Origin of the sequence: Streptomyces sp. NPDC015661 (assembly GCF_043077765.1) — a bacterium.
Classification (GTDB): Bacteria; Actinomycetota; Actinomycetes; order Streptomycetales; family Streptomycetaceae; genus Streptomyces.
Window position 1 is genome coordinate 512,188 of the sequence record NZ_JBIBST010000004.1, and the last position, 19,739, is coordinate 531,926.

17 protein-coding genes are annotated in these 19,739 nt (G+C 72.1%); 10 read left to right on the top strand and 7 right to left on the bottom strand.

Features of this window, described 5'->3' with window-relative positions; genetic code table 11:
* Positions 1–6: 6 nt before the first annotated feature.
* The 7 genes from ACF07V_RS14165 to ACF07V_RS14195 all read left to right on the top strand — a co-directional run bounded on the left by ACF07V_RS14165 (position 7) and on the right by ACF07V_RS14195 (position 6,845).
* Entirely contained in the window at positions 7–828 is an 822-nt protein-coding gene (locus ACF07V_RS14165; protein WP_392154206.1) for a helix-turn-helix transcriptional regulator, read from the top strand.
* 27 nt (positions 829–855) lie between these two features.
* Positions 856–1,218, top strand: a complete 363-nt coding sequence (locus ACF07V_RS14170; RefSeq protein WP_392154050.1) for a cytidine deaminase — start codon at positions 856–858, stop codon at positions 1,216–1,218.
* Positions 1,219–1,426: 208 nt separating this feature from the next.
* A complete protein-coding gene (locus ACF07V_RS14175) occupies positions 1,427–1,906 on the top strand; it encodes a hypothetical protein (RefSeq protein WP_392154051.1) in 480 nt (159 codons plus the stop codon).
* 193 nt (positions 1,907–2,099) lie between these two features.
* A complete protein-coding gene (locus ACF07V_RS14180) occupies positions 2,100–3,431 on the top strand; it encodes a beta-xylosidase (protein WP_392154052.1) in 1,332 nt (443 codons plus the stop codon).
* A 65-nt stretch (positions 3,432–3,496) separates the two neighbouring features.
* Positions 3,497–4,441 carry a WxL protein peptidoglycan domain-containing protein gene (locus ACF07V_RS14185; RefSeq protein ID WP_392154054.1) on the top strand — a complete coding sequence of 315 codons (945 nt, stop codon included), beginning with the start codon at positions 3,497–3,499 and terminating at the stop codon, positions 4,439–4,441.
* A 55-nt stretch (positions 4,442–4,496) separates the two neighbouring features.
* Entirely contained in the window at positions 4,497–5,447 is a 951-nt protein-coding gene (era, locus tag ACF07V_RS14190) for a GTPase Era (RefSeq protein ID WP_370468173.1), read from the top strand.
* A gap of 45 nt (positions 5,448–5,492) precedes the next feature.
* A complete protein-coding gene (locus tag ACF07V_RS14195) occupies positions 5,493–6,845 on the top strand; it encodes a TerD family protein (protein WP_392154056.1) in 1,353 nt (450 codons plus the stop codon).
* A gap of 3 nt (positions 6,846–6,848) precedes the next feature.
* Here the strand turns inward: ACF07V_RS14195 and ACF07V_RS14200 are convergent, their stop codons facing one another.
* Together ACF07V_RS14200 and ACF07V_RS14205 are read right to left on the bottom strand one after the other, a co-directional pair.
* On the bottom strand, positions 6,849–7,100 hold the full coding sequence (locus tag ACF07V_RS14200) for a protealysin inhibitor emfourin (RefSeq protein WP_392154058.1): 252 nt from the start codon (positions 7,098–7,100) through the stop codon (positions 6,849–6,851).
* A gap of 20 nt (positions 7,101–7,120) precedes the next feature.
* Complete coding sequence (locus ACF07V_RS14205) at positions 7,121–8,155, bottom strand: M4 family metallopeptidase (protein ID WP_392154059.1); 1,035 nt, start codon at positions 8,153–8,155, stop codon at positions 7,121–7,123.
* 293 nt (positions 8,156–8,448) lie between these two features.
* Here ACF07V_RS14205 and leuA point away from each other — a divergent pair, with 293 nt between their 5' ends.
* The 3 genes from leuA to ACF07V_RS14220 all read left to right on the top strand — a co-directional run bounded on the left by leuA (position 8,449) and on the right by ACF07V_RS14220 (position 12,596).
* A complete protein-coding gene (gene leuA, locus ACF07V_RS14210) occupies positions 8,449–10,221 on the top strand; it encodes a 2-isopropylmalate synthase (protein WP_392154061.1) in 1,773 nt (590 codons plus the stop codon).
* A 249-nt stretch (positions 10,222–10,470) separates the two neighbouring features.
* On the top strand, positions 10,471–11,772 hold the full coding sequence (locus ACF07V_RS14215) for a choice-of-anchor A family protein (protein ID WP_392154063.1): 1,302 nt from the start codon (positions 10,471–10,473) through the stop codon (positions 11,770–11,772).
* Positions 11,773–11,903: 131 nt separating this feature from the next.
* Entirely contained in the window at positions 11,904–12,596 is a 693-nt protein-coding gene (locus ACF07V_RS14220) for a TerB family tellurite resistance protein (protein WP_392154065.1), read from the top strand.
* A 446-nt stretch (positions 12,597–13,042) separates the two neighbouring features.
* Here ACF07V_RS14220 and ACF07V_RS14225 read toward each other — a convergent pair whose 3' ends face one another.
* The 5 genes from ACF07V_RS14225 to ACF07V_RS14245 form a co-directional block, all read right to left on the bottom strand.
* Positions 13,043–14,413 (bottom strand): FAD-binding oxidoreductase, encoded by a 1,371-nt coding sequence (locus ACF07V_RS14225; protein WP_392154067.1) that lies wholly within the window; start codon positions 14,411–14,413, stop codon positions 13,043–13,045.
* A gap of 79 nt (positions 14,414–14,492) precedes the next feature.
* Complete coding sequence (locus tag ACF07V_RS14230) at positions 14,493–16,202, bottom strand: LuxR C-terminal-related transcriptional regulator (protein WP_392154068.1); 1,710 nt, start codon at positions 16,200–16,202, stop codon at positions 14,493–14,495.
* Positions 16,203–16,265: 63 nt separating this feature from the next.
* The gene (locus ACF07V_RS14235) at positions 16,266–17,636 is read right to left on the bottom strand and encodes an FAD-dependent oxidoreductase (protein ID WP_392154070.1); all 1,371 of its coding nucleotides are present in this window, start codon (positions 17,634–17,636) and stop codon (positions 16,266–16,268) included.
* Between the two features lie 137 nt (positions 17,637–17,773).
* The gene (locus ACF07V_RS14240) at positions 17,774–18,607 is read right to left on the bottom strand and encodes a hypothetical protein (RefSeq protein WP_392154071.1); all 834 of its coding nucleotides are present in this window, start codon (positions 18,605–18,607) and stop codon (positions 17,774–17,776) included.
* 114 nt (positions 18,608–18,721) lie between these two features.
* On the bottom strand, positions 18,722–19,633 hold the full coding sequence (locus ACF07V_RS14245; RefSeq protein ID WP_392154072.1) for a nuclease: 912 nt from the start codon (positions 19,631–19,633) through the stop codon (positions 18,722–18,724).
* Positions 19,634–19,739: the final 106 nt, after the last annotated feature.

The window sequence follows — 19,739 nt, forward strand, 5'->3', positions numbered from 1 at the left end:
TTCCTGATGAGCCGTCGGGCCCGGGTGAGCCCGGCCGAGGCGGGACTCCCGGACGGCGGCGCGCGCCGCCGCACCCCGGGCCTGCGCCGCGAGGAGGTCGCCGTCCTCGCGGGCGTCGGGGTCTCCTGGTACCAGTGGCTGGAGCAGGGCCGGGACATCACGGTCTCCCCGCAGGTCCTCGACTCGGTGGCGCGGGTGCTGCGGCTGAGCCCGGCCGAGCGGCGCCATCTGTACGTCCTGGCCGCGCTGAACCCGCCGGCTCTGGAGGCCGCCCCGGAGGACCGGGACATGTGCCACGGTCTGCGGCGGCTCATCGACGCGTGGATGCCGTTCCCGGCGCACATCATGGACCAGTACTGGAACACCGTGATGTACAACGACGCGGCGGCGATCGTGATGGGGATGCGGCCGGAGATCGTGCAGAACTGCCTGATCGCGTTCTTCACGGACCCCCTGTACCGCGCGCGGTCGACGCGCTGGGAGGAGCTGGCGCCGAAGGTCGTCGCGCAGTTCCGCTCGGCGTGCTCGGAGTGCCCGGACGACGAGGGCTTCCAGGCGGTGGTCGAGTCGGCCAGGGAGGCGAGCCCGGAGTTCGCGGAGCTGTGGGAGCAGCGGGACATCCTGCCGGGCGGGCAGAACCGCAAGGAGATGGAGCACCCGCTGGTCGGCAGGCTCGTCGTCGAGGCGACCCAGCTCAGGGTCCCGGCCCGGCCGGACCTGGTCATCGTGATGCACACCCCGATGCCGGAGGCGAACACGGCAGAGAAGCTGGAGTGGCTGGTGTCGCCGGAGGGGCGCCGCGGGGCGATGTACCCGGTCGCGGGCTGATCATCCGTACGGACCTATGCTCGGCTCATGACACTCAGCAGCGAGCACGGCGACCTCGGCGCCGAGGACCTCAAGATCATCACCCTTGCGCGGAGCGCCCGCGCCCGTAACGGCGTGCCCGAGGGCGCGGCCGTACGCGACGAGACGGGCCGCACCTATGTGGCCGGCACCGTGGAGCTGGAGTCGCTCAAGCTGAGCGCGCTGCGGACCGCGGTCGCCATGGCCGTGGCCAGCGGGGCCCAGTCCCTGGAGGCGGCGGCCGTGGTGTCGAACGCCGAGGCGGCCTCGGACGAGGACCGCGCTGCGGTACGCGACCTCGGCGGCCCGGAGACCCCGGTGCTGCTCGCGGGTCCCGACGGGCAGCTGCGGCTGGCCGTCACCGCCGGCTGAGCGAACGGATCAGGACAGCGGGGGCCCGGCGTCACGCCGGGCCCCCGCTGTCTTTGTGTGTTTGTGAAGGATCACCGCATCTTCTCTTGCCTTCCCCGGCCGTCTGCGCGTCAATGACAGCGGTTCGTCCGACGGACCGTCAGATCTCTCGTCCTTCACGCAGTGTCCGCACCCCTGCGTTCGGTATCGGAAGGGGTTCGAACTCGCCATGAGAAGCAGAAGCACCTTAGGGACCGTCGCGGTACTCACCGGGGCGCTCGCCGCCGCCGGACTCGCCTTCGCCCCGACGGCCGGCGCGGTGTCGCCGGGCTCGGCGACCGCGACGTACGACTGCGGCAGCTGGGGCGGTGGCACCGCCACCCTCACGGCCACGCAGAGCGGCACCGCCGCGACCATCACCATCACCTCCGCCGTCACGACGCCGGTCGCGGTCGGCGCCGACACGATCAGCTCCACGCTGACGATGGCCAAGGCCGGCGGCGGCACCCGGGTCTTCACCGGGAAGAAGAACCCGGCGCTCTCCGCCGGGCAGTCCGTCGTCATGGGCCCGCTGAGCGGGACCGTGGCCTCGGGCGACAGCCTCAACTCGTACTTCGCGGGGGTCGCCCTCAAGATGGTGATCTTCGGGATCACGGTGAACTGCGACGCGGTGACCTCGCAGTCGCCGGGTCCGTTCGTCTTCAGCTGACCCTCGCTCGCTCCTCCCGACCGGTGTCGCCCTCGGCGGCACCGGTCTCCGTCGTGACCTGGGGAAATGTCGCCGATGTCACGATCTTGACAGTATCTGATGGGTCATCAGTCGGTGGAATTCGATTCCATTGACTTCTCTCCGCCCGCAGCCGTCAATGGCGCCCACTCATCCCTCAGGAGGGGGCACACACATGGCACTCACCCGATCCCGGGCGGCGGCCCGAAGACGGCGCTGGACCGCCGTCCTCGGCGTCACCGCCCTCGCGGTCGCCGGCGGCGCGCTCGCCGCCCCGGCCGGCGCGGCGACCACCTCGCAGTCGGTGGAATTCCAGACCCGCTGCGTCCCGCCGCCGGTCGCCCAGATCCCGCCGATCGAGGGCGCGACCACCGCCCAGATCACGGTCGACAAGACCAGCCCCAAGGTCGGCGAGACCGTCACCGTGACCTACACGGTCACCAAGCCCGCCGCGTCCAACCCGGTCGACCTCGCGCTCCCGGCCGACATCATGACGCCCAGCGGCAAGGTGGTCCTCGGCGGCGCCCAGACCGGCACGGTCACCGTCACCGGCCCCAAGAAGAACCCGCCGGTCCCCGGCAAGGGCTCCTTCCCGGCCTTCTCCATGACGGGCACCTTCACCGCCACCGAGGCCGGCTCGATCACCCTCTCGCCCGGCGACTACAACATCCACACCAGCTACCTCATGGAGCTGGACACCCCCTGTACGGTGCTCAACCCGCCCGCCCCGGTCTCCGAGACGGTCGTCGCGAGCCCCGTGACCAGCCCCAACACCCGGGCGCTCCAGCTCGACAACGCCACCGGCGACCCGGGGGTCCGCGTCACCGTCACCGGCTCCCACTTCACCCCGCTCACCGAGGTCACCGTCGTCGGCCGCGCCGGAGCGGCGGAGACCGCCGACAAGATGACCGTCACCACCGACAGCGAGGGCGGCTTCGCCGCGCGCCTGAAGGTCAACGACCCGGCGACCACCGGGATCGTGGCGTACGAGGGCACGGCCTGGGACCCCGAGAAGGGCGCGGGCCCCGCCGCGTACAAGGTCATCGTCCCGGCACCGCCGAACAGCCAGACGATCACCGCGGCCGTCACGGCGGGCGAGCTGTCCATGACCCAGGCCGGGGACGCCGTCCAGCTGTCCTCCGTCGACTTCGGCGCGGGCGGCGCGGCCACCGGCGCGCTCCAGACGGTGACCGTCAAGGACTTCCGCGGCGGCCCCGCCGGCTGGTCCCTGACCGGCAAGGTCACCGACTTCACCGGCCCCGGCGGCGCCATCGGAGCCGGGAACCTGTCCTGGACGCCCGCCTGCACCGCCAAGGCCGGCAGCCCCAGCGCCTGCGCCGCAGGCTCGGCGGGCCCGGTCGGCAGCGGCGGCGCGACCCTCGCCTCCACGCCGAACGGCACCCTCACGGGCGGCGAGTTCACCGTCGACGCGCAGCTCTCCCTCGACGTCCCGGCGTTCACCGCGCCCGGCTCGTACGCGGGCGTGCTCACGCTGACCCTGTCCTGACCGCTCGCGGGCCGGGCGCGCACCCGGCCGGCCCGCTCCGATCCGCACCCCGGGGGTCCGCACCCGTGCGCAAGCTCTCCGCACTCCTCCTGAGCACCCTGATCGCGCTGCTCGGCCTCGCGCCGGGCGCCGGGGCAGCCGAGAACGGCGAGTGGGCCGTCTACCCGGCCGCCTCGAAGCTCGGCGGCCGCCCGTACTTCTACCTGTCCGCCGACCCCGGCGCGACGCTCACCGACCGCGTCACCGTCGCCAACAAGACCGCCGCCCCGCTCACCTTCCGGCTGTACGGCGCCGACGCCTACAACACCGACCGCGACGGCGGCTTCGCCGTCCGCACCCAGCGCGAGAAGCAGACCGGCGCCGGAGCCTGGATCAAGCCCGAGCGGACCCGGATCACCGTCCCGCCCCGCTCCGCCGTCACCGTGCCGTACACGCTGACCGTCCCCGCCGACGCCGACCCCGGCGACCACCCGGGGGCCCTCGTCGCCCTCGACGAGCGGATCGCCCCCGGCGGGAAGGGCTCCGTCGCCGTCGGCGTGCAGCGCGCGGTCGGCGCCCGCGTCTACCTCCGGGTCAACGGGCCGACCGTGCCCGCCCTCGCCGTCGAGGACGTCACCCTCGACCAGGACCGGCCACTGGTCCCCGGCACCCGCACGAGCAGCGCCCTCGTCTCGTACACCCTGCACAACCGGGGCAACGTCACCCTGAACCCCAAGGTCGTCCTGAAGGCCGAGGGCCTCTTCGGCCGCACCCTCCTCGCCCGCGACCTGGCCAGGGTCCCCGCCGAGCTGCTGCCCCGCCAGAAGATCCGGCTCACCGAGCGCTGGACCGGCTCCCCGCAGCTCGACTGGGGCGACGTCACCCTCACCGCCACCGCGAAGGACGTGAAGGAGACCGGCACGGTGTCCTTCCTGGCCCTGCCCTGGCTCGCCGCCGCGGTCCTCGCCGTGGGCGGCGCGGCAGGGCTCTACGGCCTGCGGATACGACGCCGCCGGGCAGCCGGTACGTGACGGGATACGACGCCTCCGGGCACTGAGTACGTGACGCGGGCGCTCATCGGGGACAATGGCCCCCATGAGCGCTCGCAACCAAGAAACCGAAGCCGTCCACCGGGCCGGCTTCGCCTGCTTCGTCGGCCGCCCCAACGCGGGCAAGTCCACCCTCACGAACGCTCTGGTCGGCCAGAAGGTGGCCATCACCTCGAACCGGCCGCAGACCACCCGGCACACCGTCCGCGGCATCGTGCACCGCCCGGACGCCCAGCTGATCCTGGTGGACACCCCCGGCCTCCACAAGCCGCGCACCCTCCTCGGCGAGCGGCTCAACGACGTCGTCCGCACCACCTGGGCCGAGGTCGACGTGATCGGCTTCTGCCTGCCCGCCGACCAGAAGCTCGGCCCCGGCGACCGCTTCATCGCCAAGGAGCTCGCCGGGATCAAGAAGACCCCCAAGGTCGCGATCATCACCAAGACCGACCTGGTCGACTCCAAGACGCTCGCCGAGCAGCTCATCGCCATCGACCAGCTCGGCAAGGAGCTGGGCTTCGAGTGGGCGCAGATCGTGCCGGTCTCGGCCGTCGGCAACAAGCAGGTCCAGCTCGTCGCCGACCTGCTCATCCCGCTCCTGCCGGAGTCCCCGCCGCTCTACCCGGAGGGCGACCTCACGGACGAGCCGGAGCAGGTCATGGTCGCGGAGCTGATCCGCGAGGCCGCGCTCGAAGGCGTACGGGACGAGCTGCCGCACTCGATCGCGGTGGTCGTCGAGGAGATGATCCCGCGCGAGAACCGCCCGGCGGACCGGCCGCTGCTCGACATCCACGCGAACGTGTACATCGAGCGCCCCAGCCAGAAGGGCATCATCATCGGCCCGAAGGGCAGCCGCCTCAAGGAGGTCGGCATGAAGTCCCGCAAGCACATCGAGGCCCTCCTCGGCACTCCGGTCTTCCTCGACCTCCACGTGAAGGTCGCGAAGGACTGGCAGCGGGACCCGAAGCAGCTGCGGAAGCTCGGCTTCTAGGCGGTTTTCCGGGCGGCGTCCGGGGGCGCGTGTCAGCATGGCGCCGTGACAGAGATCGTCAAGGGGGGAAACCTGCCGGTCCCCGGGCAGGTGTGGCGGATCGCGGTCGTCCGGCGGGCCGGCGGTGAGGGCGTGCCGGACGTCGACGCCTCGGCGCTGCTGCTCGACGCCGCGGGCCGGGTCAGGGGCGACGGCGATCTGGTCTTCTACAACCAGCCCGCGCACGCGTCCGGAGCCGTGCGGCTGCTCGGTCAGGTGCGGGACGAGGATCAGCGCGTCGCCGACTGGCTGGAGATCGACACCGCGCGCGTGGAGCCCGCCGTCCAGCGCATCGTGATCACCGCCTCCAGCGAGGACGGGACGTTCGGCCGGGTGCCGGGCCTCCACATCAGGACGACCAGCGCCGTCACCGGCGAGCAGCTGGCGCTGTACGAGGTCGACGACGCGAGCACCGAGACGGCGTTCGTCCTCGGCGAGTTCTACCGGCGCGACGGGGCGTGGAAGTTCCGTGCCGTGGGCCAGGGGTACGACTCCGGGCTCGTCGGCCTCGCCGAGGACTTCGGCATCGAGGGCAGGGACCCGGAGCCCGCCTTCGACGACAGGCCCGCCTTCGACGACGAGCCCGCCCTCGACGACGGGCCCACCGCCGCCGGCGCCCTGCCGGAGGCCATTCCCGAGGAGCTCCTGGCCAAGGTCCGGGAGGCCGAGGCCGCCGTCCCGGCGCAGCCCCCCGTACGGATCCCGGCACAGGTCCCCGTGCAGGGCCCCGGGCGGGTCGGCCCGCAGTCGGACATCGAGCTCTTCGGCCAGGACTTCCCGGAGTTCGTCCGCAGCGGCGAGGGCAATGCCGAGATCACCGTCGACGTGCCCGTCCCGGCCGGTTTCGTCGTGGTCGACTCGACCCGGAGGGGCAGCGGCTACTTCGGGGTGGCCAGCCTCGACGAGAAGGGCGAGGACGCCGTCCTGCTCGCGAACACGACGCTGGACGACTTCGAGGGCCGTGGGCTGCTGCGGCACGACGGCCGGAGCCCGCTGCGCCTGCGCGTGAGCTCCTACGACCGCGCGTGGACGATCGCCGTCCGTCCGGTGAGCACCGTGGAGGACCTCGACGGCGACGCCGAGGGGCGGGGCGCCGACGTCCTGCTGTACACGGGCCCCGCCGGCCTGCTCGCCTCCCGGCTCCGCACGAAGTACAACCACGCGTACTTCCATGTGCAGGGCCATGAGCCGGACGGCCGCGATCACCTCCTGGCCAACGTGGCGAGCAGGCGCTGCAAGGACGAGCGGCCGCTGCCCGAGGGGCCTCTGCTCGTGCAGGTCAGGAGTGCCGACGGAGACTGGTCCCTGGAGGTCAGGGCGCCGAAGCAGAGCAGGTTCTGGCGCCGCGCCTCCCGCTAGCCCCTACGCGCCTTCCTTGAGGACCCTCGTGACGAGGGTCCTCTGGGCGTCCGTCAGGTGGGGGTCGCCGCAGTGGAGCGTGCGGCCGTCGACGGTGATCTCGTACGAGAAGCCGTCCGGCACGCCCCGGGCGTCACCGTCGCCCTCCGCGAGGACGGCGGAGGTCAGGGACTCCCACTCGGGTCCCGAGACCTCCACCTCCGCCGACCGCTCGATGCCCGCGAAACCACCCGTGCGCCGCACTCGAATCCGCATGGGCCCTGTCTACCAGCCGGTCAGTCGGTGGGCACCCCCACCGTCGCCCAGGCCTTCAGGACGGCCTGCATCTCCGCGCCGTCGCCGTACCGCGCCTTCGCCGCCGCGACGGTGGCCCGCGCGAACTCGGAGAAGCGGGCCTCCTCGGTCAGCGTGCCGCCGGTCATCACGTCGTACCAGATCTGCCCCGCCCGCTCCCAGGCGTTGCCGCCGAGTTCGGTCGCGAGGAGGTAGAAGGCGTGGTTGGGGATGCCCGAGTTGATGTGCACCCCGCCGTTGTCGGAGCTGGTGCGTACGTAGCCGTCCATGGTCGCCGGCTGCGGGTCCTTGCCCAGGACGTCGTCGTCGTAGGCCGTGCCGGGCTCCTTCATGGAGCGCAGCGCGACCCCGTTGTCGATGGCGGGACCGAGGAGACCGGCGCCGATCAGCCAGTCGGCCTCGTCGGCCGACTGGCCCAGCGCGTACTGCTTCACCAGCGTGCCGAAGACGTCGGACACCGACTCGTTGAGCGCCCCGGACTGGCCGAAGTAGGCGAGGTTGGCGGAGTGCTGGGTGAAGCCGTGGGCCAGCTCGTGGCCGATGACGTCGACGGGGATCGTGAAGTCGAGGAACAGCTCGCCGTCGCCGTCGCCGAACACCATCTGCGTGCCGTTCCAGAACGCGTTGTCGTACTTCTCGTCGAAGTGGACGGTGGCATCGAGCGGCATGCCCGCCCCGTCGACCGAGTCGTGGCCGTACGCCCCCAGGAACAGGTCGAAGGTGGCGCCCAGCCCCGCGTGGGCGCGGTTGACGGTGGCGTCCCGGGACGGCTGGTCGCTCTCGCCGTGCACACGGCGGCCCGGCAGTTCCGTGGTGTTCCCGGCGTCGTAGATCGTGCGCTGCGGCTTGCCGGACGACGTGGCCGGAGGGGCGGTCGTGGTGGCCGTGCGGGCCGTGCGCTGCTCCGCGTCCACCGTCAGGGTGCGCCGGGCGGCCTCGGCGACGGCCGGGTCGTCGGACCGGGCCAGCCGCTCCAGGATGTGGGGCGGGACGATCGTGCAGAAGAGTGACGTCATCCCAGCAATGTGGCACTCCGTGATGCCACTGTCACGGGATGCGACGCAGATTGGCGAAATGGAGTGATGGGTCACCTTTCGCCCTTGACGCGGGCGCCGTCCCGCATACTGAAACGGCACGTCCGGCTTCCCCGGACCTGGGCTATGGTGACGCACATCATGCGTTTCGGGCTGCTTCTCCTTAGCTGCCGCGGCGAGGGCCTGTAGTCGTAGGCCGACCCCCTCCCCGCGGGTTTTGGTGTTGCGTTCGACAGTCGGCCGTCCCTCCCGCAGGACCCGAGGAGCCCTACGCAATGTCTCAGTCGCCTTTCGTCAGCCGCCCGACGCCCGTCACCAACGCGACGCACACGCAGCAGCCGTCCGGGATGCCGATCCACAAGTACGGCCAGTACGAGGCCGTGACCATCCCCGACCGGACCTGGCCCGAGAAGCGCATCACGAAGGCGCCCCGCTGGCTGTCCACCGACCTGCGCGACGGCAACCAGGCCCTGATCGACCCGATGTCCCCGGCCCGCAAGCGCGAGATGTTCGACCTGCTCGTACGCATGGGCTACAAGGAGATCGAGGTCGGCTTCCCGTCCTCCGGCGAGACCGACTTCGCGTTCGTGCGCTCCATCATCGAAGAGGGCGCGATCCCGGACGACGTCACCATCTCCGTCCTGACCCAGGCCCGCGAGGACCTGATCGAGCGGACCGTGGAGTCCCTGGTCGGCGCCAGGCGCGCCACCGTCCACCTGTACAACGCCACCGCGCCCACCTTCCGCCGCGTCGTCTTCCGCGGCTCGAAGGAGCAGATCAAGCAGATCGCCGTGGACGGCACCCGTCTGGTGATGGAGTACGCGGAGAAGCTGCTGGGCCCGGAGACCACCTTCGGCTACCAGTACAGCCCCGAGATCTTCACCGACACCGAGCTGGACTTCGCCCTGGAGGTCTGCGAGGCCGTCTGTGACGTCTGGCAGCCCGGCCCCGGCCGCGAGATCATCCTCAACCTGCCCGCCACCGTGGAGCGTTCGACGCCGTCCACGCACGCGGACCGCTTCGAGTGGATGTCCCGGAACCTGACCCGCCGCGAGCACATCTGCATCTCCGTCCACCCGCACAACGACCGCGGTACGGCCGTGGCGGCGGCCGAGCTGGCCGTCATGGCCGGCGCCGACCGCATCGAGGGCTGCCTGTTCGGCCAGGGCGAGCGGACCGGCAACGTCGACCTGGTGACGCTGGGCATGAACCTGTTCTCGCAGGGCGTCGACCCGCAGATCGACTTCTCCCAGATCGACGAGATCCGCCGTACCTCCGAGTACTGCAACCAGATGGAGGTCCACCCGCGCCACCCCTACGCGGGCGACCTGGTCTACACGGCCTTCTCCGGCTCCCACCAGGACGCCATCAAGAAGGGCTTCGACGCCATGGAGGCCGACGCGGCCGCCCAGGGCAAGACCGTCGACGAGATCGAGTGGGCCGTCCCGTACCTGCCGATCGACCCGAAGGACGTCGGCCGCTCCTACGAGGCCGTCATCCGCGTCAACTCGCAGTCCGGCAAGGGCGGCATCGCGTACGTCCTGAAGAACGACCACAAGCTGGACCTGCCCCGCCGGATGCAGATCGAGTTCTCGAAGATCATCCAGCAGAAGACCGACACCGAGGGCGGCGAGGTCACCCCGGCCGCGATCTGGGCCGTCTTCCAGGACGAGTACCTGCCCAACCCGGACAACTCCGCGGCTCGTTGGGGGCGCATCCAGCTGCGCTCCGGCCAGACCACCTCCGACACCGACGGCACGGACACGCTGACCGTCGAGGCGGTCGTGGACGGCGTCGACACCGTCCTGACCGGCGCCGGCAACGGTCCGATCTCCGCGTTCTTCGCCGCGCTGCAGTCCATCGGCGTCGACGCCCGCCTGCTGGACTACCAGGAGCACACGATGAGCGAGGGCGCCTCCGCGCAGGCCGCCTCGTACATCGAGTGCGCCATCGACGGCAAGGTCCTGTGGGGCATCGGCATCGACGCCAACACGACCCGCGCCTCCCTGAAGGCGGTCATCTCGGCGGTCAACCGCTCCGCCCGCTGACCCCGCTCCACCCCGCCGTCCGCTGCCCCGCACCCTTCCTCCCGGAGGGTGCGGGGCAGCGGCACATGTGAACTGCGTCACCGTTTCGAGTCGCTTCAGGTTCGCTTAAGGAAGATCATCCCGGCATGCCGGAATCGGCGTCATATCAGGTGAGTTGACGCCACATCGGGGAATGGCGGAAGGTCGGCTCGTCCACTCGGACACGCCCCCCACGCGCCCTCTCCGTACCTCCCTGACCTGGAGTTTCGCATGCGCACGACCGCTGCCGTGGCCGCCGTCCTCGCGGTGACCGGTGCCGCCCTCACCTGGGCCCCCGCCGCCTCCGCCACCACCGCGGAGTGCGTGTCGCAGCCGCTCGGCACGGCCGGTCTGTACGCCGAGTTCGTCGAGAAGGACTCCGTCCGCCACGCGGACTCCGAGGGCGCGGTCGCGGTCGGCGGGGACGCCACCTTCGGGAAGCCGGGCACGTCCGGCTTCTCCGTCGGCTCCCGCCTCTCCGACGCCGACCTCGCCCGGCTGCCCGGCGGGCACAGCCTCGTCGTCGGCGGCACCCTCAAGGCCAACGGCGTGGTCCTGGTGAAGGGCTCCGGCATCGCCGGCAAGGTCGTGGACAACACCGGAGGCGCCGGCTTCGACGTCGACGGCGACAAGGTCGCGACCGGGCCCTCCCCGATCGACTTCGGCAAGGAGTTCACCGAGCTGCGCAAGCTCTCCGCCGGCTGGGCGGGCGTGCGGCCCAACGGCGAGGCGGCCGGCGGCCAGGACGGCCGGAGCCTCTACCTCACCGGCACCGACGCGAAGCTGAACGTCTTCGCCCTGAGCAGCGCCGACCTGGAGAAGGCCGGCGAGATCTACCTCAAGGTCCCGGCGGGCTCCTCCACCCTCGTGAACGTCATCGGCGCCTCGTACGACATGCAGGCCAAGCCCACCACCGGCGTCTGGATCTCGGACGGCGGCGCGTACGTCCAGGACGACTACGACCGGCACACCGACGCCCACAAGAGCATCCGCTCCAAGCTGCTGTGGAACTTCCCGCAGGCCGAGACCGTCAGGAAGAACTACGCCGCCTGGCCCGGCGCGATCCTCGCGCCCAACGCCGACGTCACCATGGGCAGCGAGGGAACCTACGGCCCCGGCCACATCAACGGCTCCGTCATCGCCGAGTCGCTGCACACCGTCCCCGGCGCCGAGACCCACCGGATGAACTTCACCGGCTGCCTCCCCGAGGTGACCACCCCCGGCCCGGTCGTCACCCCCGAGACGCCCAAGCCGACCGACACCCCCGCGCCCACCACCCCGGCGACCGAGGGCACGCCGACCACCCCGGAGGGCACCGACAGCCCCTCCGCGTCCCCGTCCACCCCGGCCGCCCCGGCGACCCCGGGTGAGGCCACCACCGCGCCCGCCCCGGCTCCGTCCGCCACCCCGGAGGGTGATCTCGCGACGACCGGTTCGGCCATCGGCCCGGGCGTCGTCGCCGCCGCCGTGGCCGCCGTCGCCGTCGGCGGAGGCTTCCTGGCCTTCGCGAAGCGCCGCCGCCGCACTTCCTGATCATGCGAGAGCGGTGACGTGTCTCGGCCAACTCCGTGGTGAACTCCCGACGGGGTGCTGACGCCACATCAAGGATGTGGCTAACATCACGCCAACGCCGGCAGTGCAGCCGGGCCGTTGAGGAGGTGCGTGTGCGGTCTGCCCGGAATTCACGTGGTGGGAAAGTGGGCGTCTGCGGAATCCGCACCTCCTGGAACACCGTCGGAGACGGCGAGTTCTTCTGCGAGGAGTGCGGGGGCGACCGCAACTACCGGCGGCGCACCGGCCGCCGCAGGTTCGCCGTCCTGGGCGTCCCCGTCCTGCCCCGGGGCTGTACGGGCCCCGTCGTCGAGTGCGCGGCCTGTCACACGCACTTCGGCACGGAGGTGCTCGACCGGCCGACGACCAGCCGCTTCTCCGCGATGCTGCGGGACGCCGTGCACACCGTCGCCCTCGCCGTCCTCGCGGCCGGCGGCACCGAGTCCCGCGAGGTCCTCGACCGGGCCGTCACCGCGGTCCGGTCGGCCGGCTTCGCCGAGTGCACTGCGGTCCAGCTCGTCGACCTCGTGGAGGCCCTGGAGGCCGACACGGGGCGCTTCATGCCCGAGGTGAACCCCGAGGGGACGCTCCTGTCGATCGAGCTCCACGAGGCCCTGGAGCCGCTCACCCCGCACCTGGCTGCCGCCGGGCGGGAGTCGATCCTGGTCCAGGCCGCCCGGATCGCCCTCGCCGACGGCGCCTACACCCCGGCCGAGACCGAGGTCCTCGGCACCGTCGGGAACGCGCTCGCGCTCGCCCCCGAGGACACCGTCCGTCTCCTCGCCTCGGCCCGCACCGTCCCGTAGGCCCTGTCCATCCGCCGAAGGCGGGCAGGGCGAGGGCGGCCGTGCCCCAGCCGGCGAGCGCCGTGATCGCCGTGAGGAACGCGGCCCCGATCAGCGTCCTGACCACGGAGCCCGTCCCCTTGTGCCGTACCGCCATGTGCGGCCTCCGGGGGTGGTGGGCGACCCTGACGGTCTCGCCCCGGGCCTTGTCGCCGGCGGCGACGGGCCGGCCCCTTCCGGTGGTGTCCGTGTACGCGTAGGTGCCCCGGCACGGTGAGGGCGACGAGCAGCACGGCGAGGCCGAGCGGAACGCGGGTCAGTGAGGCCTGGGCCTTCCCCTCCGTCCGCGAAGACGGTTTTCCGGCGCCCGAACGGCGAGAGCGCCACGTACGACACGGGCGTGACGGTCCTGCCCGTCCACGTGGTCGGCGACACCTGGGCCCTGGCCCTCGGACCCCGACGAGCGGCTACGGCGCGATGTTCTGGTTGAACCGGAACACGTTGTCGGGGTCGTAGCGGCGCTTCACCTCGCGCAGCCGGTCGTAGTTCTGCCGGTAGTTCACCCGCACCCGGTCCTGGTCGTCGTCCGTCATGAAGTTCACGTACCCGGCCTCCTCGGTGTGCGGCCGCAGCGCCGCGTCGTAGGCGCGGGTCCAGACGATGTTCCGCTCGTTGTCCGCCGGGTCGACCCAGGTGCCGCCGAAGGTGTGCGAGAAGGAGGCGTCCCGGTAGGCGAAGGCGGTGTCCTCCGGGCCCACCTCGTGGCACGCCCCGTCGATCGGGAAGATCGCCGTGTCCGACTCCATCGACGGCATCGTCGCGCCGAACTCCATGTGCGCGGCGATCGCGCCGTCCGTCAGCCCGCGGCTGAAGTTGCCCTTCCAGTAGTGGTAGAGGCCGGGCGGCAACTGCTCGTCGAAGAACGTGTTGATCACCGGGTACGGCATGCGGTCGATGAACCGGCCGACGACAGGGCCCAGCCCCTCCAGCCGGGCGAGGACCCTCTCGTCCTCCGCCGCCGGGCCGCTGAAGCAGGTGAACGCGGCGCAGATCGGGCGCCCGTGCCAGCGCTCCGGCAGGAACGGCTCCTCCGGGCCGAGCGCCACGACGAGGATCGTGTTCAGCTCGACGGGAGCGGCCGCGTTCATCTCCTGCCAGGCGCGGGCGACGTCCCCGTCGAGCGGATAGCAGACGATCCCGCCGAAGACCACGTCGATCGGGTGCAGCCGGAACGCGAGCGAGGTGACCACCCCGAAGTTGCCACCGCCGCCGCGCAGGGCCCACAGCAGCTCGGGGTTCCGGTCCCGGTCGCAGGTGACGAGCGTGCCCTCGGCGGTCACCACGTCCGCCGCGACCAGGTTGTCGCAGCTCAGCCCGCAGCGGCGGGCCAGATGGCCCATGCCGCCGCCCAGCGTCAGGCCGGCGACGCCGGTCGTCGACACGACCCCGCCGGTGGTGGCGAGCCCGAAGGCGTGGGTGGCGTGGTTGAAGTCGCCCCAGGTGGCACCGCCCTCCGCCCGTGCCGTACGGGCCCCGGGGTCGACCCGGACGGCCCGCATCCGGGACAGGTCGACGACCAGGCCGTCGTCGACGGTGCCGAAGCCTGCGACGGAGTGGGAGCCGCCGCGCACGGCCACCGGGAGCCGTTGCTCCCGGGCGTAACGGACCGCCGCGATCACGTCGGCGGCGTCCACGGCGTGGACGACGGCGGCGGGGCGGCGGTCGATCAGGGCGTTGTAGACCCGGCGGGAGACGTCGTACGACGGGTCGCCAGGGGTCACGACGGTGCCGCGCACGGCATCGCGGAGCGTGTCCAGGGGAGTGGTCGTGGTGGTCATGCCTCCGGTGTAGCCGGGTGCCCCGCGCGGCCGCATCGCCTGATCCGCCCATGGTCCGGCACGGGCCCGTATGGGCCGTTCAGACCAGGTCGTGCGCGTACGCGTACGCCGTCGCCGCCGCCCGTGAGCCCACGCCCAGTTTCGCGAAGATGTTGTTCAGGTGCCGGGCCACCGTGTGCTCGCTGATCACCAGGGCGTGGGCGATGTCCCTGTTCGTGCCGCCCGAGGCGACGAGACGGAGGACCTCCGCCTCGCGGGCCGTCAGGCCGCCCGGCAGGCGGCGCCGCGACCCGCCGGTCAGCAGCGCCGCCGCACGCCGGGCGTCCGGCACGGCCCCGAGCCGTTCGAACACCGCCCGCGCCGCGCCCAGCTCCAGGCGGGCCGCCTCCTCGTCGCCCACCGTCCGGTCGGCCGCCGCGAGCAGCATCCGCACCTGCGCCGCCTCGTACGGCACCCGCAGCTCCAGCCACCCGGCGAGCGCCCGGCGCAGCAGCCGCAGCGCGGGCTCGGGCCGCGCCTCCGCCAGCGCCACCGCACCCCGGGCCGTGTCGGCCATCGCCCGCAGCAGCGGTACGTCCCCGGCCAGGACCTCCAGCTCCGCCGCCGCGCCCGCGGCCCCGGGCACGTCACGGACGGCGAGGGCCACCTCGCTCCGGGCGGCGAGCAGCCGGGCCCGGCCGAGGAGGTCGTGGCGGGGGTCGCTCTGGCAGGCGAGCGCCAGGTCGACGCCCGCCACCGCCGCGTCGGCCCGGCCCTGCGCGAGCCGCAGCAGCGCGAGGCCCGGCTGCGGGATCCTGCCCAGTTCGTGGGCGTGCGCGTACGAGGCGGCGGCCTCCTCCAGGCGGCCCTGGCGCCGCTGGACGTCCCCGGTGGCGTAGTACGCGGCGGCCGCCGACTCCAGGCAGTCCACCGGCACCTCCCGGCACGCCAGCCGGGCCTCCTCCTCGGCGCTCGCCCACGCCCCGAGGAGGTCGAGCACCTGGACCCGGTGTGCCCGGCACACTCCCCGGAAGGGGTTCTCACCGGAGGGGACGGCCATGGGGCCCGTGCCCGTACCGGTCTCGTCCGGCGCGCTGCCCGTCCACGGTGGTTCGCACCATTCCATCGCCGCGTTCGTCCACTCCACCGCGCGGGCGAAGTCCGCCGTCTCCATGCACTGGGTGATCGCCAGGCAGTACAGCCAGCCCGTGCACATGCCGCTCAGTTCGCCGGCGGTGACCGCGCACATCGCGTCGTCCAGGAGCGCCAGGGCTTCGGCGCGCCGGCCGCTCGCGAGGAGGACGGAGGACTCCGCCTGGCGGCTCAGGGCCAGCAGGTCCGGGCTGCCGGAGCGGAGGGCGAGCCTGTACATGCGGCGGCCGGCCGCGAGGGCCGCCGCGTGGTCGCCGCGGGCCGACGCCTCCTCCGCGTCGGTCCACGCGAGGAAGCACTGCTCGGGGCAGGGCGGCAGGTCGTCCAGATGGTGGTGGGCCCGGTGCAGCCAGCCGGCCGCCGCCGCGGGCCGCCCGAGGCCCTCGTACTCGTGCGACAGCCACCACGAGGCCAGTCCCGCGCCCCGGTGGTCGCCGCCCGCCACGTACGCCGCGTGGGCCCGCAGCCGGGCCGCGACGGACTCGTCCACATGGCCCGACCACCAGGCGGCGTCGGCCAGGACCGTCAGGTCGTCTGCGCTCAGCGCGCTCGTGGGGTGCTCGTCGTGGGCGTGCAGCAGTCCGTACGCCTCGGCCCAGGACTCCCGGGCCGCCGCGGTCCTCGCCCGAGCGATCCGGTCGATCGTGGGTGCGGACATGGCCCTCACCTCTTCCGGGTCCTTCCAGGGTAGGACCGGGAGCGGGTGAGGGCCCCGCGACGGTTACTTGATCGCGCCGCTCGCGCGCAGCATGTCCTCGCGCTCGACGATCTTCACGCGGTCGCGGCCCTGCGGCTCGCCGAGCGCCTTCTCGGCGGCGTCGAGGGCGTACCAGCCCTCCCACGTCGTGTACGTGATGCCCTTGCCCTCCAGGAAGGACACGACCGCGTCCTCCTCCGGGGTCTCCGGCGTGAGCAGGCGCCCGTTCGCGAAGTCGTCCAGGAGGTTCGCCACGGTCTCGTTGGCGTCGCCCTTGGTGTGGCCGATGAGGCCGACGGGGCCGCGGCGGATCCAGCCCGTGCAGTACGTGGAGGCCATGTGCGCGCCGGTCTCCTCGATCACGCGGCCGCCCTCGTCCGGGACGGTGCCGGAGACGGCGTCCCAGGGGAGCTTGGGCAGCTCGTCGGAGAGGTAACCGACCGCGCGGTAGACCGCCTGGACGTCCCAGTCGGTGGTGGCGCCGGTGCCCTTCACGTTGCCCGTGCCGTCCAGCTCCGTGCGCTCGGTGCGCAGGCCGACGACCTGGCCGTCCTCGCCGAGGATCTCGACGGGCGACTCGAAGAAGTGCAGGAAGAGCTTGTGCGGGCGGTCGCCGACGTCGCGGATCGCCCAGTTCTCCAGGGTCTTGGCGACCATGTCGGTCTGCTTGTTCTTGCGGCGCTCGGCGATCGAGCCCTCGTCGTAGTCGATGTCCTCGGGGTTGACGATGACCTCGATGTTCGGCGAGTGGTCGAGCTCGCGCAGCTCCATGGGGCTGAACTTCGCCTGCGCCGGGCCGCGACGGCCGAAGACGTGGACCTCCAGGGCCTTGTTGGCCTTGAGGCCCTCGTAGACGTTGGCCGGGATCTCGGTCGGCAGCAGCTCGTCCGCCGTCTTGGCGAGGATGCGCGCGATGTCGAGGGCCACGTTGCCGACGCCGAGGACGGCGACCTTCTCGGCCTTCAGGGGCCAGGTGCGCGGCACGTCCGGGTGGCCGTCGTACCAGGAGGCGAAGTCGGCGGCGCCGTACGAGCCGTCGAGCTCCACGCCGGGGATCCTCAGCTCGCGGTCGGCCATGGCGCCGGTCGAGAAGATCACCGCGTCGTAGAAGGCGCGCAGGTCGTCGAGGTGCACGTCGGTGCCGTAGTCGACATTGCCGAAGAGGCGGACCTGCGGCTTGTCGAGGACCTGGTGGAGGGCGGTGATGATGCCCTTGATGCGCGGGTGGTCGGGGGCGACGCCGTAGCGGATGAGGCCGAAGGGCGCGGGCATCCGCTCGAAGAGGTCGATCGACACACCCGGCTCGGCGGCGGCCTCGGACTTCAGCAGCGCATCGGCGGCGTAGATTCCGGCGGGGCCGGCGCCGACGATCGCGACCCGGAGGGGGCGGGGCATGACTGGGTTCCCTTCGCAAGCGACGTGGCGGCGAAGCCGCCGACACTTAGGTCACCCTAAATAACACCTCGCGCGGATCGGTACCCGCCCCCGGTCTATGGCCTCATAAGGTGAACTTATGACTTCCATAAGTAGGCCTAGAAGGCGCCGGCGATCGACCCGGGGTCGAGGAACGCCATGACGGCCCATGCGACCGTGCCGACCAGGCCGGCGAGGCCGAGGAGGCCCAGGAACAGTCCGAGCGCCAGCTCCCCGCGCCGGAACAGGGCGATCCTGGGGAGGGCGACGTTCCCCGGGTCGACGGGGTCGTAGCAGACCTTGACGGCGATGCCCCCGGCCCACGTGAACACATGGCGGATCAGGCCGGCCGGGTCCGTGTAGAGGTACATCCCCGGCCTGTCCGGCACCTCGGCGGCGAAGGTCGTGATGCCGTGCCGGATCAGGCGCCACTCGCGGTACCAGTTGGCCAGGGCGTTCGCGCCGATGGCGAGGGCCGCGGTCAGGACGAGCCCTCCGGGCATGATGGCGACCGCGGCGAACGGCTCCCCGGCGACGGCGACGAGCACGCAGGAGAGGACGAGCAGACCGAAGGCGCCGGCCGACAGCCACATGATCCGCCGCAGCTTCCTCGTCCGCCGGCTCAGGGGCAGGTCGCGCGTCTGGACGAGGGCGGTCCCGTCGGCCGTGGCGTCCCGTCCGGGCGTGCCGGGCAGGGCGGCGTTCACGGTCTCGGCGAACATGACCGCCGCTGCCTCGCTCACCCCGGCGATCCGGTGCACGTACCGCGTGGTCCCCGCCGGGGCCGTCAGCTCGACGGTGATCGACCGTCCCTCGGTGCGGATCCGCTCGATCGCCGCCAGGGGGATGAGGGCCTCCTCGTGCGGGCGGCTCAGGAGGACCGCGTCGCCGTCGAGGCGGAGGGAGGCCTTCTTCGCGCCTTCGACGACGGGCGTGGACGGGGTGATCGACATGGAGGGGATGGTAGGCGCGGGGACCGGTTTACGGGAGGGGTGCCGCCCCGCCCGGGGGGCGGACGGAGCCCCGCTTCGTGTGGTCCCCCGAACACGGCCTGAGGGACGGCTCGTTCACTTCGGCTTGAAGAGGATCTTCTCCGAAGGGAGCGTCATCCTCGCGGTGCCGCCGTTGGTGATCTCGACGATCCGCTGAAGCCCGGTCTGCTCCTTCGGCTTGACCTGCGTCAGGTCGAGGAACTTGTCCGCGGCTCCTGCCAGATAGGCGGGGAAGGCGTCGAGCGTGGTGTGGCCGAGCGAGAAGTACTCCTTCAGGCGACGGAAGAGCTTCGGGAGGATCACCACGTCGTCGGTGATCGACTGCATCCCGGTGATCTTCGCCCCGGTGAGGGTCACGTCGCCGAACGCGTCGCCCGTGGTGTTCCAGATGCCTACGCCGATCCCCGCCCGCGCCTCCGCCGTGCCGTCGGCCAGCGCGTCGCGCAGGACGGGAAGCAGCCCCTGGTAGAACGTCGGATACGCCAGACCCTGGGCGAGCAGGTGGTAGTTGGCCGTCCTCTCCTTCAGGAGCCTCACCGACACGTCCAGCTCGTAGCCGCTGGCCCCCGGCGGGTCCCCCGCGCAGGCGAACGCCACGCAGCGGCCGAAGACGTCGGCGCCGTTGGTGAGGATGAAGCCCGGGATCGACTCCGGGGTCGCGGAGATCATGTCGTGCGGGTGATGGGGGTCGGGGGTCCGCCGGATGTCACGGAAACCGAGAAAGGTCAGCAGCGCGTCCGTGGCCGCGTCGCCGAACTTGGCCGGCTGGCGCTCCTCGTCCCCGTAGTTCCCCGTGTAGTGGGTCTCCAGCGCGTCGATGCCTTCGAGCCGGACGTCGACGTGGCCGTCGCGCTCCGGCTGCGGCTTCTCACAGCCTCGGACGAGCTTCCACTCGCCCACGTAGTCGGGGATGAAGGGGACGGTGTCCCCGTCGGGGGCCGTACGGCCCGAGAGATGGAAGGATCCCTTGATCAGCAGCATGGGCATGGTGACTCCCACGGCGATGTGTGTGCGGCATGGAAGGGAACCGGTTCTCCTGCTTCCATGCTGCGACCGGCCGCGGCGGAACGCCATTGGGACTGACGCAGGGGCG